Source organism: Nocardia africana NBRC 100379, assembly GCF_001612635.1.
GTDB lineage: Bacteria > Actinomycetota > Actinomycetes > Mycobacteriales > Mycobacteriaceae > Nocardia > Nocardia africana.
In genome coordinates, this window is record NZ_BDAV01000004.1 from 163094 (window position 1) to 178055 (window position 14962).

General features: G+C 68.1%; 14 protein-coding genes. 7 read left to right on the forward strand and 7 right to left on the reverse strand.

Annotated elements, in window-relative coordinates:
- Positions 1–349: 349 nt before the first annotated feature.
- On the reverse strand, positions 350–1063 hold the full coding sequence (locus NA3_RS04685; RefSeq protein ID WP_062962320.1) for a DUF5642 family protein: 714 nt from the start codon (positions 1061–1063) through the stop codon (positions 350–352).
- A 321-nt stretch (positions 1064–1384) separates the two neighbouring features.
- Between NA3_RS04685 and NA3_RS04690 the strand changes: the two genes are divergently transcribed.
- The 4 genes from NA3_RS04690 to speD all read left to right on the forward strand — a co-directional run bounded on the left by NA3_RS04690 (position 1385) and on the right by speD (position 7490).
- The gene (locus NA3_RS04690) at positions 1385–2317 is read left to right on the forward strand and encodes a proteasome assembly chaperone family protein (protein ID WP_062962321.1); all 933 of its coding nucleotides are present in this window, start codon (positions 1385–1387) and stop codon (positions 2315–2317) included.
- Between the two features lie 90 nt (positions 2318–2407).
- Positions 2408–4915, forward strand: a complete 2508-nt coding sequence (locus tag NA3_RS04695; RefSeq protein ID WP_062962322.1) for a DEAD/DEAH box helicase — start codon at positions 2408–2410, stop codon at positions 4913–4915.
- A gap of 287 nt (positions 4916–5202) precedes the next feature.
- Positions 5203–6264, forward strand: coding sequence for a type III PLP-dependent enzyme (locus NA3_RS04700; protein ID WP_062962323.1), 1062 nt, complete (start codon positions 5203–5205; stop codon positions 6262–6264).
- A gap of 8 nt (positions 6265–6272) precedes the next feature.
- Complete coding sequence (gene speD, locus NA3_RS04705) at positions 6273–7490, forward strand: adenosylmethionine decarboxylase (protein ID WP_062962324.1); 1218 nt, start codon at positions 6273–6275, stop codon at positions 7488–7490.
- Between the two features lie 157 nt (positions 7491–7647).
- Here the strand turns inward: speD and NA3_RS04710 are convergent, their stop codons facing one another.
- The 3 genes from NA3_RS04710 to NA3_RS04720 all read right to left on the reverse strand — a co-directional run bounded on the left by NA3_RS04710 (position 7648) and on the right by NA3_RS04720 (position 10106).
- The gene (locus NA3_RS04710) at positions 7648–8100 is read right to left on the reverse strand and encodes a gamma-glutamylcyclotransferase family protein (RefSeq protein WP_062962325.1); all 453 of its coding nucleotides are present in this window, start codon (positions 8098–8100) and stop codon (positions 7648–7650) included.
- A gap of 242 nt (positions 8101–8342) precedes the next feature.
- Entirely contained in the window at positions 8343–9137 is a 795-nt protein-coding gene (locus NA3_RS04715; RefSeq protein WP_062962326.1) for an MBL fold metallo-hydrolase, read from the reverse strand.
- A gap of 60 nt (positions 9138–9197) precedes the next feature.
- A complete protein-coding gene (locus NA3_RS04720; RefSeq protein ID WP_039779437.1) occupies positions 9198–10106 on the reverse strand; it encodes a hydrogen peroxide-inducible genes activator in 909 nt (302 codons plus the stop codon).
- A 134-nt stretch (positions 10107–10240) separates the two neighbouring features.
- Here NA3_RS04720 and NA3_RS04725 point away from each other — a divergent pair, with 134 nt between their 5' ends.
- The 3 genes from NA3_RS04725 (at position 10241) to NA3_RS04735 (ending at position 12177) form a co-directional block, all read left to right on the forward strand.
- Entirely contained in the window at positions 10241–10828 is a 588-nt protein-coding gene (locus NA3_RS04725; RefSeq protein ID WP_062962408.1) for a peroxiredoxin, read from the forward strand.
- A 24-nt stretch (positions 10829–10852) separates the two neighbouring features.
- A complete protein-coding gene (ahpD, locus tag NA3_RS04730; protein WP_036503144.1) occupies positions 10853–11392 on the forward strand; it encodes an alkylhydroperoxidase, AhpD family in 540 nt (179 codons plus the stop codon).
- An 89-nt stretch (positions 11393–11481) separates the two neighbouring features.
- Complete coding sequence (locus NA3_RS04735) at positions 11482–12177, forward strand: PhzF family phenazine biosynthesis protein (protein WP_062962409.1); 696 nt, start codon at positions 11482–11484, stop codon at positions 12175–12177.
- A 14-nt stretch (positions 12178–12191) separates the two neighbouring features.
- Here the strand turns inward: NA3_RS04735 and NA3_RS04740 are convergent, their stop codons facing one another.
- The 3 genes from NA3_RS04740 to NA3_RS04750 all read right to left on the reverse strand — a co-directional run bounded on the left by NA3_RS04740 (position 12192) and on the right by NA3_RS04750 (position 14947).
- Positions 12192–12830, reverse strand: coding sequence for a DUF5134 domain-containing protein (locus NA3_RS04740; RefSeq protein WP_062962327.1), 639 nt, complete (start codon positions 12828–12830; stop codon positions 12192–12194).
- A gap of 134 nt (positions 12831–12964) precedes the next feature.
- Entirely contained in the window at positions 12965–14188 is a 1224-nt protein-coding gene (locus NA3_RS04745) for an aminotransferase family protein (RefSeq protein ID WP_062962328.1), read from the reverse strand.
- Between the two features lie 126 nt (positions 14189–14314).
- Positions 14315–14947 carry a Pr6Pr family membrane protein gene (locus tag NA3_RS04750; RefSeq protein WP_062962329.1) on the reverse strand — a complete coding sequence of 211 codons (633 nt, stop codon included), beginning with the start codon at positions 14945–14947 and terminating at the stop codon, positions 14315–14317.
- Positions 14948–14962 lie beyond the last annotated feature (15 nt).

Here is a 14962-nt window from a genome sequence, read left to right on the forward strand (position 1 = left end):
TCCCGCACCGTCGACTCGGGCAGCGCCGGGGTGCCGGGGCCGGTCGCGACTCGTATCGTGTGCGCCTGCGCCGAGGCCGCGTCGGCGTGCACAGCAGTGCTCGACGGCGAAGGTGTCCGCACGGCATCGGGGCGGTCGGCGCCGGACCGGCTGGGATCGCTGTGTGTGGTCATGGCAGCCACACTGCCCGAGCGTCACCGCAGAGCTACCGGCCTGAGCTGGGCTCTTATTTCGTCTGGGGAGCGCGTCGAGAATTGGGGATCGCGGCGGCGACACGCGGTGGAGCCGGGCGAGGATGTCGGTACCTGCTGTTACGGTTGCGCCGGGGAGAGCACACTCGCCGGCGTCCTCAGCGGGTGCGAACCTTGGCGACCGCGGCCGTGAAGACCTGGTCCAGGCCGGGCGTATCCGGCGCGCCGGCACCGAAAGTCATTGCCGCGGTTTCGATTCGGATGTCACCGACCTGCGCGAGTAGTGTCCGCAGCGCCGGATCGGCGGAGCTGCCGGGCGGCGAGCCGGTCACCGTCCGGCCGAAAGCCACGGTGTCGTCGGCATCGACCGGTGGAGGCGGCAACAACCGCGTGGTGATCGTGCGATCGATCGCCGCGTGCCGGGCGTGCACCGTGGCGCAGCGCGAAAGCTGGTCGCCCAGCCGGGACAACGGCTCGTTCGTACGGCTGAGCACGACGGTGATCGTGGCTCGCGTCCGATCATCGGTGCCGACGACCACGGCGGTCCGGCCGGGATCGGGGGGATCGGGTGCGCAGTCGGGCGGATCGACGCGTGCCCCCGGCGGAATCGCGGTGAGATCTGCGGCCGCCGCCGCGGCGCGATCACCGGACGCGACGACGGTCGTGTACCCCGCCGGAAATTGGTCTTGACCGGGCAGCATCGCCGTCAGATCACCGTCGATGTGCCGGGTGACCACACTCTGGCGCATCGCGGCCGGATGCCCGGACACCGTGGATCCGCACGCGGCGAGCACACAACTCAATGCCGCGTACCCGACGGTGTGGCCGAACCCGCGGCGCCTCCGCGAGGCCGGCGGATCCGGGACGCTCACTCCCCCACTATGGCCGATACCGCCGCCCCCGCGAATCTGCCACGCCGACCCGGCGGGAATACCCGCCGCCGATCCGGAGTTGTGTTCTCCGGTAGGGCATGAGCGTGGCCTACCTCCGCCGGGTACGCTCCGCGACCGCTAGTCTGCGGGGGTTACATCCCCCGGTGGACCGGCGGTTTCCGTCGGATGTCACCGCCCGCACGCCGACCGGTACGCGACCCCCGCGCGCGTATCCTGGACGGTGCGTGGTGGCGAGATCCGATACCGGACCACTACTGAAGACGACTGAGGCGGACAGGGCTTGACCAGGGAGTTTGGCAAATGAGCAGTATGTATGAGCTGGAGTTCCCCGCTCCGCAGCTGTCCTCGGCCGACGGCGAGGGTCCGGTGCTGGTGCACGGCCTGGAAGGCTTCACCGACGCGGGTCACGCGGTACGGCTGGCGACGACCCACCTGCGCGAAAGCCTCGAATCCGAGCTGGTGGCCTCGTTCGACGTCGACGAATTGCTCGACTATCGCTCGCGGCGGCCGTTGATGACGTTCAAGACCGACCACTTCTCGGACTACGCCGACCCGGAACTGAACCTGTGGGCGCTGCGCGATACCGCCGGCACCCCGTTCCTGCTGCTGTCGGGCATCGAACCCGACCTGCGCTGGGAGAAGTTCGTGACGGCGGTGCGCCTGCTGGCCGAACAGCTCGGCGTGCGGCGCAGCATCGGCCTGAGCGCCATCCCGATGGCGATTCCGCACACCCGGCCGCTGGGTGTCACCGCACACGCCAGCGACCGCGACCTCATCGGTGAACATCAGCGCTGGCCCGGAGAACTGCAGGTTCCCGGTAGCGCGTCGTCGCTGCTGGAGTACCGGATGGGTCAGCACGGCCACGAATCCATCGGATTCTCGGTGCACGTCCCGCACTATCTGGCGCAGACCGCGTATCCGGAAGCCGCGCAGACACTGTTGGAGAACGTCGCCGACAACGCCGGGCTGGAACTCCCGCTGGCGGCGCTCGGCGAGGCCGCGGCCCGCGTGCGCGAACAGGTCAACGAGCACATCGCCGGAAATGCCGAGGTGGAGACGGTGGTTCAGGCGCTCGAGCGGCAGTACGACAGCTTCGTCACCGCGCAGGAGCGCCGCTCCAGCCTGCTCGCCGGCGAGGCCGACCTGCCGACCGGTGAGGAACTGGGCGCGGAGTTCGAGCGCTTCCTCGCCGAGCAGACCGAATTCGGCGACGGCGACGACCCCCGGGACTGACCCGCACCCCATCGCCCGGCGCGCACGGTTCACCGCCGTGCCGCCGGGCGATGCGGTACCCGCGACCGTTCGTCGGTAACGTGGACGCACGTGCAGCTGTCCGAACTGGTTCCCGACCGTGCCGTGCCCGACGTGGATGCCGACTGGCTGTACGAAACCTTCGCCGAATGGACCTCGGCCCAGGGGCTGACGCTGTATCCGGCGCAGGAAGAGGCCCTACTCGAGCTGATGACCGGCGCGAACGTCATCCTCGCCACCCCCACCGGCTCCGGAAAATCGATGGTCGCTGTCGGCGCCCACTTCGCCGCGCTGAACCGCGGTGAGCGCAGCTACTACACCGCCCCGATCAAGGCACTGGTCAGCGAGAAGTTCTTCGCGCTGTGCGAGGTGTTCGGCGCGGACAAGGTCGGCATGGTCACCGGCGACGCCGCGGTGAATCCGACGGCCCCCATCATCTGCGCCACCGCCGAGATCCTCGCGAATCTCGCGCTGCGAGAAGGCGCGGACGCCGACATCGGCCAGGTGGTGATGGACGAATTCCATTTCTACGCCGATCCCGATCGCGGCTGGGCCTGGCAGGTGCCGCTGCTGGAACTGCCGCGCGCCCAATTCCTGCTCATGTCGGCCACGTTGGGTGAGGTGGACCATTTCGCCCGGGATCTGGAACGCCGCACCGGACGCTCCACCGCGATCGTCACCGGATCCGAGCGTCCGGTGCCGCTGCTGTTCTCCTATGTCCGCACCCCCATCACCGAAACCCTGGAAGAGCTGGTGACCACCAGCCAGGCGCCGGTCTACGTCGTGCACTTCACCCAGGCCGCCGCCTTGGAGCGCGCCCAGGCGCTGACGAGCGTGAACTTCGCGTCCAAGGCGGAAAAGGACGCGATCGCCCAGGCGCTGGGCGGCTTCCGGTTCGCGACCGGATTCGGCAAGACGCTGTCGCGGCTGATCCGCCACGGCATCGGCGTTCACCACGCCGGGATGTTGCCGAAGTATCGGCGGCTGGTGGAGCGGCTGGCCCAGGAGGGATTGCTGAAGGTCGTCTGCGGCACCGACACCCTCGGCGTGGGCATCAATGTGCCGATCCGCACGGTGTTGCTCACCGGATTGACGAAATTCGACGGGGTGCGCACGCGGCGGTTGAAGGCACGCGAATTCCATCAGATCGCGGGCCGGGCCGGGCGCGCCGGATACGACACCGTCGGCACGGTGGTGGTGCAGGCACCCGAGCACGAGGTGGAGAACGCCAGATTGGTCGCCAAGGCCGGCGACGATCCCAAGAAGCTGCGCAAAATCCAGCGGCGTAAACCGCCGGAGGGTTTCGTGTCCTGGTCGGAGGACACCTTCGACCGGCTCGTCGCCGCGCAGCCGGAACCGATGGTGTCGCGATTCCGGGTCACCAATTCGATGCTGCTCAATGTCATCGCCCGCCCCGGCAACTGTTTCGACGCGATGCGCCATCTGCTCGAGGACAATCACGAACCACGGCCTGCGCAGCGCAAACACATCCTGAAGGCGATCCGGCTCTACCGTGCGCTGCGCGATGCGGGCGTGGTCCAGCAACTCGACGAACCGGATGCCACCGGCCGCCGGGCGCGGCTCACCGTCGATCTGCAGCGCGACTTCGCGCTCGACCAGCCGCTGTCGCCGTTCGCGCTGGCCGCGCTGGAGCTGCTTGACAACTCCGCTCCCAGCTACACACTGGATGTGGTGTCGATCATCGAATCCACACTGGAGGATCCGCGCCAGTTGCTGCTCGCCCAGCAGCACCGGGCGCGGGGTGCGGCGATCGCCGAGATGAAGGCCGACGGCATCGAATACGACGAACGCATGGAGCTGATCGAGGAGATCACCTGGCCGAAACCGCTGGCCGAGCTGATCGAACCGGCCTTCGAAACCTATCGCGCCGGTCATCCGTGGGTCTCGGAATTCAGTCCCTCCCCCAAGTCCGTGGTCCGCGAAATGATCGAGCGCTCACTGACTTTCGCCGAACTGGTCTCCCAGTACGAGCTGGCGCGCTCGGAAGGCCTCGTGCTGCGCTATCTCGCCGACGCCTATCGCGCGCTGCGCCGGACCGTACCGGAATCGGCGCGCACCGAGGAACTCGAGGACATCACCGAATGGCTGGGTGAGCTTGTCCGCCAAGTCGATTCGAGTCTGCTCGACGAATGGGAGCAACTCACCAATCCGGGCGCCGAGACCGACGACGATCAACTCGCCTTCGGCGCCGACACCGTGCGGCCGATCACCGCGAACGAACGCGCGTTCCGGGTCATGGTGCGCAACAGCATGTTTCGCCGCGTCGAGCTGGCCGCACGGCAGCGCTGGGACGAACTCGACGAATTCGACGACGGCCCGGACTGGGCGAACGATCTGGCCGCGTATTTCGACGAATACGGCGCGATCGGCACCGGCCCGGACGCCCGCGGCCCGGCACTGTTCTCGGTCGAGACCGAACCCGGCTTCTGGCGGGTGCGCCAGGTGCTCGACGATCCGGCCGGTGATCACGGCTGGGCGCTCGAGGCCGTCGTGGACCTGGCCGAATCCGATGCGGCCGGCGAGGTGGTCTTCGACGAGATGACGGTGCGTGCGGGATGAGCGCGATCGTCCACGACCTCCGCCGCGATCCCGCGACGACGCTCGTACGCCGCCGAAAACCCGGTGCCGACGCGCTGATCTGATCCGGTCACCGTCCCCGGTACGGGCCGCGCTCGCCCGAGCGTGATCAAGCCGACCCTCGTTCCGGTTCGTTTCCCGTGCCCCCGCGCTGATACTCTCTCGCTCGCTGCCTGCAGCGGGAGGCTGCCCAGAAGAAAGAGAGTTCCCTTAGATTGATCGGTACAAACGCGCCCGAGTCGCCCTGTCTCGTCATCGACCTCGATCGGGTGCGCGGCAACTTCCACGCTTTCCGTGCGGCCTTCCCGTCGGCACGAATTCGCTTCGCTGTCAAGGCATCTCCGATGCCGGAGATCATCCGGCTGCTCGATTCCGAGGGCGCCGAATTCGACGTCGCCAGCATCGGCGAGATCGAGATGTGTGTGGCGCTGGGCGTCGACCCGGCAGCGCTGTGCTACGGCAATCCGATCAAGAAGGCCGCGCACATCGCCGCCGCCTACGCCGCCGGAGTGCGCCGGTTCGCCTTCGACACCGAGGACGACCTGGAGCGGATCGCCGAACTCGCGCCGGGCTCGGAGGTGGAGTGCCGGTTCCTGGCCTCGGCGCCGCAGTCGCAGACCCCGTTCGGCACCAAATTCGGCTGCGCCCCCGGTGAGGCGGTACGGCTGCTGGTGCGCGCCCGCGACCTGGGCCTGCAGGTCGCCGGCCCCTATTTCCACGTGGGCTCCCAGCAGCTGGATCCGGTGGCGTGGCAGATCGGCATCGAGCAGGCCGCGGCCATCACGGAAGCCCTGGCGGTCAAGGACATCCCGGTGGCGTCGGTGAATATCGGTGGGGGCCTGCCGATTTCGTACGCCGACCCGGCGCCGGAGCTGTCCGAACTGAGTGTGGTGATCGCCGAATCGGCGACGCGGCACCTTCCCGAGCACACCGACCTGGTGGTGGAACCCGGCCGCGCACTGGTGGGCAATGCCGGCGTGATCCACGCCGAGGTCGTGAACGTGCGTATCGCGCCGGACGGGCGGCGCTGGGTGTATCTCGACATCGGCCGCTACAACGGTATGGCCGAGACCGAGAACGAGTACATCGCCTACCGGATCGAAACCGATCGCGACGGTGACCCCGCCGACGAGGCGGTGATCGCGGGCCCGACCTGCGACGGAGACGATGTACTGTATCAACGCACGCGGGTCCTTCTGCCGACCACGCTGCGAGCCGGTGATCCCGTTCGGATCCTCGATACCGGCGCTTATACGGCGAGCTATTCGTCGGTGTCCTTCAACGGTTTTCCGCCTTTGACTGTGCATGTCATCGGCGCTGAGCGAGAGTGAGTTTGCCCATGACGGCAGAATTCACCGGCTGGCACGTGCTGGCCGAGTTCGGTGGTGTCGACGTAGCCCTCTGCGACGATCTCGAACGACTCGAAACAGCGCTTCGACAATCGTTGCTCGCCGCGGGAGTGACGATCTGCGAGGTGGTGCACAAGAAGTTCGAGCCGCACGGCGTGACGGTGCTGGCGCTGCTGTCGGAATCCCACGCGTCGATCCACACCTATCCGGAATCCGGCGACATCTTCGTCGACGTGTTCACCTGCGGCAGCATCGGCGCGGGCGCCACCAAGGCGGTCGAGTTGCTGCAGGATGCGCTGCAGCCGGAATCGGTGCATATGGAGGTCGTGCAGCGCGGGCATCAGGCGCGCCGGGTGCACGAGCCGGTCGGCGAGGGCCTGACCCGCGTCTGGGACCTGTCGGAGGTGATCGTGGACGCGCGAACCCCGTTCCAGCACATGGTGATCGCGCGCACGGCACAGGGCGTGTCACTGTTCTCCGACGACGACCGGCAGTCCACCGAGTTCTCCCAGCTGACCTATCACGAGGCGATGCTGGTCCCGGCCTACGCGCTGGCGGCCAAGCTGGACAACGTGCTCATCATCGGTTCCGGCGAAGGCGTGGCCAGCCAGATGTCGGTGGCGGCGGGCGCGACCCGGGTCGACCACGTCGATATCGACCGGATGGAGGTGGAGCTGTGCGCCCGGCATCTGCCCTACGGATACACCCCCGCCGATCTGGAGGCCGCGGTCCGCGGTGACGGCGCGATCCGGATGCACTACGCCGACGGCTGGGACTTCCTGGCCGAGGCCGAGTCCGCCGGAGTGCGCTACGACGTGATCGTCATCGACCTCCCCGACGAGCGGGTCGAAGACGCCCAGCACAACCGCCTCTACGAGGAGGAGTTCCTCACCCGATGTAAGGCGCTGCTGGCCGAGGGCGGCGTGCTGGCCGCTCAGGCGGGTTGCCCGACGATGTGGCGCAACGAGACGCTGAAGCGTTCGTGGCAGCGGTTCACCGATCTGTTCGCCACCGTGGTGCCCTACGGCAGCGACGAGCACGAGTGGACGTTCCTGTTCGGTGTCGCCGAGCGCCTCGACGACCCGGTCGCGGCGATGACCGAGAAGCTGTCGAAGCTGCCCTACCGCGCGGAGACGGTCGACGAACGCGCGCTGGTGCGCGGCGCCATCGAACCCTACGCGCTGCGGGAGATCGCCGCTCGAGCCTGATACGGCGGGCATTCGCGCGGGAATCGGCTTGCGTGGCAATCGAATACGAGAAGGACCGCCCGGGACGACCCCGGGCGGTCCTTCTCGGTAGCCGTCGCCACCGAGCCGGGCGCGCCCGCACACTCGCGCCTCGGGATCAGTGGCGCTGCGCCGACGCTCAGGCGCGCTCCTGGCGCCACTGGGCCGTGCGCTCGACGTAGCGGTCGAGATGGTGGGAGACGAACACTTCGGGCAGCCAGTCGTTGCCGGTGACCGTCGACGACCAGACGAAGGTCCGCACGGGTTGCTCGTATCCGATCAGCTCGATCGGGCGCAGATCGTATTCGGGGTCCTCGAAGGCTTCGATGATCCGCCAGTCGGCCGCGGTCAGCCCGCGCAGGACCAGCCCACCCGCCATTCGCCCCGGCTCGGCCACCAGTCCCGGGTAGAGCCGCTGCGGCAGGGCCGCGACCCGCCAGCCCCTGGCGACCGCGACGTCCATCTCGGGCGTGCGGCCCAGCAGCGCCTCGAGTACAGGACCGAATTGCAGGGTGCCGTAGGCGAACAGGTCCGGGCCCGGATCGTCGGGACGCGCGCGGCGTTGCGGCGCGGGCTTCTTCGCCGCGGTCATCGGATCACCTGCCCGGCATCTGCGGCGCGGCCCTCCGCGCGCCTATCCGTCGTTCCGTCGAACCATCCGTTCCTACTCGCACTCCCGTATCGCATCCCTCCACTGTGCCGAATGGCCCGGCGGCGAATCACACCGGGTAAACGTGACTCATGTCACATTTCATGTCGTCGCTGGTCACGGGTTGCCGAGAAGTCGCCACACCGAGAAAGCCTGCCCCGGGATGTCTATAGCTCTCGCACCGGCTATCCGACGGGCCGCACCGAATTTCCGGTGACCCGGGCGAAGAGATCCGCATCGTGGGAATTGACGATGGTGATCGCAGTGCCGTGCGCGCGGCCCAGTTCCACCAGTCGCCGCCGGTTCTCCAGATACGCGCCGCGCACGATCGAGCCCAGTTCGAACGACCACCAGAACAGCGGCGTCTTCGGCCCGGCCGGGTCGATCTCGCTCGCGACGTAGAACGCGTCACCGGCGTGCAGCAGCCAGCCCGATCCCGTGTCGACGGCGACCCCGACGTGGCCGCGCGTATGGCCGGGCAACGGGACGACCAGGATTTCCGGCGGCAGTCCCGGCAGATCGCGCACCGCGCGGAAACCGAACCATTCGTCGGTGCCGTCGAGTTCGTTGACCATCCAGCGCGGGCCGTGCGACCACTGAGCCGCGCGGTAGCGCAGCCGCTCCGACAGCGTCCTCCCCGCGGTCGCCGCGCGGAATTCGGGCCCGTGCACGTGAACCGTGGCCTCGGGGAAATCCGCCAGCCCCGCGGCGTGGTCGAGATCGAGGTGGGTGAGGATGATGTGGCGCACATCGGCAGGGTCGTAGCCCAGCGCCTGGATCTGCCGGATGGCGGTGTGATGCTCGGCCGGCCGGATGCCCAGCAGAAAGCGGCCGGGACCGACGAAGCGGCCGGGATCACGCACACAGTCGAGCCCGAATCCGGTATCCACCAGCACCAACCCGGTCCTGGTCTCGATGAGCAGGCAGTGGTCCACCATGCCCATGGCCATGGTGCCGCAGTTGAGATGATGAATCCGCACGCGACGAGCGTTCCAGACACCCACCGGCCGGTCAATCGGGATGGGAGACCATGGAATTTCTCATATCGGGCGTTGTGCCCGAATGATTTCCGCCAGCTGTTCGTAGTCCTCCACACGCGCGGTCGAACCCCGGAAAACCAGGCCCAGGGTGCGCCCCGGCGCCGGCGCGGCGAAACGAGCGATATCCAATGTGCCACGGGAGGTTTCGGCCGCCACGGCCATCTCGGGAATCAGCGTCACCCCCAGCCCTCCACCCACACACTGCACCACCGTCGTCAGCGAGGCCGCGCGGGTATCGCCGACCGGCCCCGGGCGCACGTCCTGCGACCGGCACAGATCCAGCGTCTGGTCACGCAAGCAGTGCCCCTCGTCGAGCAACAGCAGCGGCAGCTCGTCCAGGGCCGCGGGCGCGATGTCGGACCGCCCGGCCAGTTCGTGCCCGAGAGGTGTGACCAGGACGAATTCCTCGGTATAGAGCGGGATTTCGACCATGCCGGTTGCCTCGGAGGGCAGCGCCATCATCGCGACGTCGAGGACGCCGCTGCGCAATCCGTCGAGCAGCCGGGCGGTCTGGTCCTCGATGACGTGCGGCACCAGGGCGGGCAGCCGGCGCCGCAGTTCCGGCAGCAACGTGGGCAGCACATAGGGCGCGACGGTGGGGATGATGCCCATGCGCAGGGTGCCGCCGAGACCGTCGCCGGCCGCGGTGGCGACGAAGCGGTCGGCGGCCTCGAGCGTCGCCATCGCCTGCGGCAGCAACCGTTTGCCCGCGGCGGTCACCAGTACCCGGCGGGTGCTGCGCTCGATCAGCTGCAGGCCCAGTCCGTTTTCCAGTGATGCCAGCGCCTGCGATAACGTGGGTTGACTCACATTCAGATGAGCCGCGGCGGTCCCGAAGTGGCGATATTCCGCAATCGCCACGAACGCACGCAGCTGTGACAGGGTGGGCTGATAAGTCTGATCAGTCACGCCTATCAGTATAGTGCAACTAATCACCTTTACCTTTTACTGGGTTTTGGGCATGATCGACAGCGAAATGCTTCGACGGTGTCCCGCACAAGGGCGACCCGTCACCCGTGTCCCACTACGACGAAGGAGACAACATGGCTCTGCTGACCATCGGCGACCAGTTCCCCGCCTACAACCTGACGGCGGTCATCGGCGGTGACCTGTCGAAGGTGAACGCGCAGCAGCCCGACGACTACTTCACCCAGGTCTCGAGTGACGACTACGCCGGCAAGTGGCGCATCGTCTTCTTCTGGCCGAAGGACTTCACCTTCGTGTGCCCGACCGAGATCGCCGCCTTCGGCAAGCTGAACGACGAGTTCGCCGACCGCGACGCCCAGGTCCTGGGTGTGTCGGTCGACAACGAATTCGTGCACTTCCAGTGGCGCGCCCAGCACGAGGATCTCAAGACCCTGCCCTTCCCGATGCTGAGCGACCTCAAGCGTGAGCTCGTCACCGCGACCGGCGTGTTGAACGCCGACGGTGTCGCCGACCGCGCGACCTTCATCGTCGACCCGAACAACGAGGTCCAGTTCGTCTCCGTGACCGCCGGTTCGGTCGGCCGCAACGTCGACGAGGTGCTGCGCGTGCTCGACGCACTGCAGTCCGACGAGCTGTGCGCCTGCAACTGGAAGAAGGGCGACCCGACCATCGACGCCGGTGAACTGCTGTCCGCGAGCGTCTGATCACCGAAAAGGAAGTGCCTGCCCGTGTCTGTTGAAAACCTGAAGAATTCGCTTCCCGAATACGCCAAGGACCTCAAGCTCAACCTGTCGTCCATCGCGCGGTCTACCGTGCTGAACGAACAGCAGCTGTGGGGCACCCTGCTCGCCGCGGCGGCCGCCACCCGGTCGGCCACCACGCTGCGCGAGATCGGCGAGGAGGCCGCCGACACCCTGTCCGCGGAGGCCTACAACGCGGCACTGGGCGCCGCCTCGATCATGGGTATGAACAACGTGTTCTACCGGGGCCGGGCGTTCCTGGAAGGTCGTTACGACGACCTGCGCGCCGGCCTGCGCATGCAGATCATCGGCAATCCGGGCGTCGACAAGGCCGATTTCGAGCTCTGGTCGTTCGCGGTGTCGTCGATCAACGGCTGCCAGCACTGCCTGGAGGCGCACGAGCACACCCTGCGTGAGGCCGGTGTCTCGCGCGAGGTGATCTTCGAGGCGCTGCGCGTCGCCGCGATCGTCGCGGGCGTCGGCCAAGCCGTGCAGGCCAGCGAGACGCTGGCCGCCGCGGCGGTCTGAGGCACAGCCGAAACGCATTCCACCGGATGCCCCGTCCCGTCCATCGGGACGGGGCATCCCGTGTGTTGCCCCGGGTACGCTGGGAAACCATGAGCCAACGGGAAAGCGACGGCACACAGGTCGAGGTGGTTCGAGTCTTCACCGACGTCACAGGCCGGCTCGGTAACCCACTGGGCATCGTGCGCGCGGGGGCGGTGGCCGACGTCGATCATCAGTTGCTGGCGGCCCGAGTCGGCCACAGTGAGACCGTGGTCGTCGACGATCCGGTGTCCGGCCGCGCCCGGATGCGCATCTACACCCCCGCGCGGGAGCTGCCGTTCGCGGGACATCCGACGGTCGGCGCGGCATGGTGGCTGGCCGATCAGGGGCATCCTGTGAAGATCATCGACGTGCCCGCCGGTCCGGTCGAGATCCAGATGCTCGACGACGGCCTGGTCTGGATCCGCGCCCGCGCCGAATGGGCGCCCGAGTTCACCTTCGACGAGTTCTCCGACGCCGCCTTCCTCGACACGGTCGATCCGCGTCATTTCACCGACGGCCAGCACTACGTATGGGCCTGGACGAACGAGGCGCGCGGCGCCGTGCACGCGCGAATGTTCGCTCCCGCCATGGGAATCGCCGAGGACGAGGCGACGGGCGCGGCCGCGATCGCACTCACCGCGAAACTGCGCCGCAGCCTGATCATCACCCAGGGCGCGGGGTCACAGCTGTTCACCGAATGGGATTCCGACGGCTGGGTGCGCCTGGGCGGACGCGTCGTGGCCGATCATCCCGTGCTCATCTGATCCGGCTCCTCTGATCAGGCGACGGCGGCGATCAACATATAGGCGGTCCCGAGGTCCATCACCACGTGCGGGAACGCGCCGAGTGCGCCCGGCGCGCCTGCCGGATGCGAAATACTGTGCCGCACTGCGGTTCTCGTCCGCGGGAACAGCAGCAGTAGCCCGTCGAGCGCGAACAGGGCGGCCACGATCGAGGCGGGGACGACCGGCGGTCCGTCCGCACCGCCCACATCCGGATGCCCCGTACCGTGGTGGTGGCCGGCCATCACCCACAGCATCGCCGCGGCCGCGACCAGGTGGTAGACCACCGCCGGGAGGCGGAATTCGGCCCCGTCGCCACCGGCTGCCGCGCGCCAGTGCGCGATGCGCACAATCGACAGGCCCGCGTACACGACGATCATGGCGATGAGCACCCCGCGGATCGCATCGGGCGCGGCAGCCACGGGGAACAGCAGCATCGCGAGCATGACCAGGCACATCAACAGGTGCGCCGCATCGGATTCGTGTGCGTCGGCCTCGCCCGGCCACCGTCCCGGCGACCGGCCGCTCGATCGCCCCGGCGGCACCGGCACCGCCACGTGCCGCCCGGCAACGATCCCCGCTGCCGCGACGAACGCCACGATGACGCCCCAGCGCACCACCTCGTGCTCGGTCATGAAAGAGCCCACACCCCACCACCTTCCGCCGCGACGCGTTCGCCTTCGCACCATGCTCGCACGGCGCGGCGACGGACACGCCCGTCCGGCGGTCCGATGGCACCGAAGAGGCAGCCGACGGGCAGAGCGCGTGCTCAGCCCAGCGCGCGGCCTATCGCCGCCGCGAGCTCGGCGATCTGCTCGTCGGTCATGACGAACGCCGGTGAGATCTGCAGCGCGCCCTGTCCGGCGGCTCGGGTGGAAACCCCTTCGGCGCGTAGCGTTTTCACCATGGCCGGTCCTTCGGACGGGTCGGCGAGCTGCACCCCGGCCACCGCGCCCAGCCCACTGCGCACCTGCGCCACGCGGGGATGTCCGGCCAGCGGCGAGAGGTGTTCGTGCAGCAGCGATTCGATGTTCTTGCTGGCGTCGAGCAGATGTTCGCGTTCGATGATGTCGAGATTGGCCATGGCCGCGGCGGCCGATCCGGCGTGGCCTCCGTAGGTGTAGCCGTGGCGGAACCACACGCCACCACCGAAGAACGGCTCGGCCACCCGCGGCGCCACGAAGACCGCGCCCATCGGCAGATAGCCGGAGGTCAGACCCTTCGCGGTGGTCATCAGATCCGGTTCGAGCCCGAATCGGGTGGACGCGAACCACGATCCGCCGATCCGCCCGAAGCCGGTGACGACCTCGTCGGCGACGAAGAGGATGTCGTTGTCGCGGCACAGGCGGCGGACCTCGGTGAGATAACCCTCCGGCGGCAGATACACCCCGCCCGCCCCGATGATCGGCTCGCAGAAGAACGCCGCGATGCGCTCGGCGCCCACCTCGTCGATGAGCGCCCGCAGCGCCTGAGCCTGGTCGAACTCCACCGTGCGGGTATCGGCCATCAGCTCGCCGTAGCCCTCGTGATTGACCTCGATGCCGGCCAGCGCCGTTCCGGCGACGTGCATTCCGTGATAGGCCAGCCGGCGGCCGACCAGCAGCGTCTTGTCCGGACGGCCCTGCTCCCGCCAGAACCGGCGGGCGAGTTTGGCGGCGGTGTCGACCGAATCGGAGCCGCCGGAGGTGAACATGATCTTGCTGCCCGGCACCGGCGCCAGCTCCGACAACCGCTCGGCCAGCCGTTGCGTCACCGGCGCGGTGAGATCGCCGAAGTTCGAATAGTGTGCGAGCGTCGACAATTGCGACGCGACCGCGTCGGCGATCTCGCGGCGACCGTGACCGACGTTGGTGAACCACAGCCCCGCCGTCGCATCGAGATACCGCCGCCCGGCCTCGTCCCAGATGTAGGCGCCCTCACCGCGGGCGACCACGAAGGCGCCGTCGCGCTCCACCGCGCCCATATCCGCGAATCCGTGCCACAGCGCACCCATGCTCGGCTCCTCTTCCCGTCGTCCGATGGCGATGGGCATACCCGATCGCCCGCGCCGCCAGACTACCCGCGTGACACCGGGAGAGGCCGGGTCGCCCAGCCCGCGCAATCTACCGGCAACCGCGGGTCAGACCGGGACGGGCGCCTCGCGACGGTGGTGCAGCGACCCGAGCCACGCCACCGCGATCGCCAGCAGCGTGATCACCGCGGTCAGCATCACCACCCCGATCAGCAGCGACGGATAACCCTGCACCCGCGGGTCCAGGAACGGGTACGGATACCAGTCCACGATCTCGCCGCGGACCAGGCTGTAGCCGCAGTAGACGACGGGATAGATCAGCCACCCGCCGATCAACGCGGCCGAGACCCGCAGCCGCGCCGACACCAGAACCCAATCGGCGACGAGCACGACCGGCAGCATGCGATGCAGTGTGTCGTTGATCCACTTGTCGGTGAGCATCACATCGATGTTCGCCAGCAGCATCGCGTAGACCACCCCTGTGATCAGTAGATACAGCGTGGCCGCGCCGCGCACCACCTGCCAGCGCCGTGCCGCCGGATCCAGCAGACCGCCGATCAGCAGAACCACCACGCCGGCGAGAGTGGATTCGATGGTGAAGTAGCTGACGTAGTTGCCGAGCGAGAATCCGGGCGATCCACCCGCGCGAAGCGGAATCCACAGCAGCGCAACACTTCCCAGCACGCCGAACGCGATCCGCAGGATCCGGATCCATATCGGCGTTCCCGCACGGGCGATCATCGTACGATCCTCGCA

Bases quoted from the DNA above. Each gene is read 5' to 3' on its own strand.
- NA3_RS04745 (WP_062962328.1), bottom strand. From the start codon at position 14,188: ATGGGTGCGCTGTGGCACGGATTCGCGGATATGGGCGCGGTGGAGCGC.
- NA3_RS04735 (WP_062962409.1), top strand. From the start codon at position 11,482: ATGAGCCAACGGGAAAGCGACGGCACACAGGTCGAGGTGGTTCGAGTC.
- NA3_RS04750 (WP_062962329.1), bottom strand. From the start codon at position 14,947: ATGATCGCCCGTGCGGGAACGCCGATATGGATCCGGATCCTGCGGATC.
- NA3_RS04725 (WP_062962408.1), top strand. From the start codon at position 10,241: ATGGCTCTGCTGACCATCGGCGACCAGTTCCCCGCCTACAACCTGACG.
- NA3_RS04690 (WP_062962321.1), top strand. From the start codon at position 1,385: ATGAGCAGTATGTATGAGCTGGAGTTCCCCGCTCCGCAGCTGTCCTCG.
- NA3_RS04740 (WP_062962327.1), bottom strand. From the start codon at position 12,830: ATGACCGAGCACGAGGTGGTGCGCTGGGGCGTCATCGTGGCGTTCGTC.
- NA3_RS04710 (WP_062962325.1), bottom strand. From the start codon at position 8,100: ATGACCGCGGCGAAGAAGCCCGCGCCGCAACGCCGCGCGCGTCCCGAC.
- speD (WP_062962324.1), top strand. From the start codon at position 6,273: ATGACGGCAGAATTCACCGGCTGGCACGTGCTGGCCGAGTTCGGTGGT.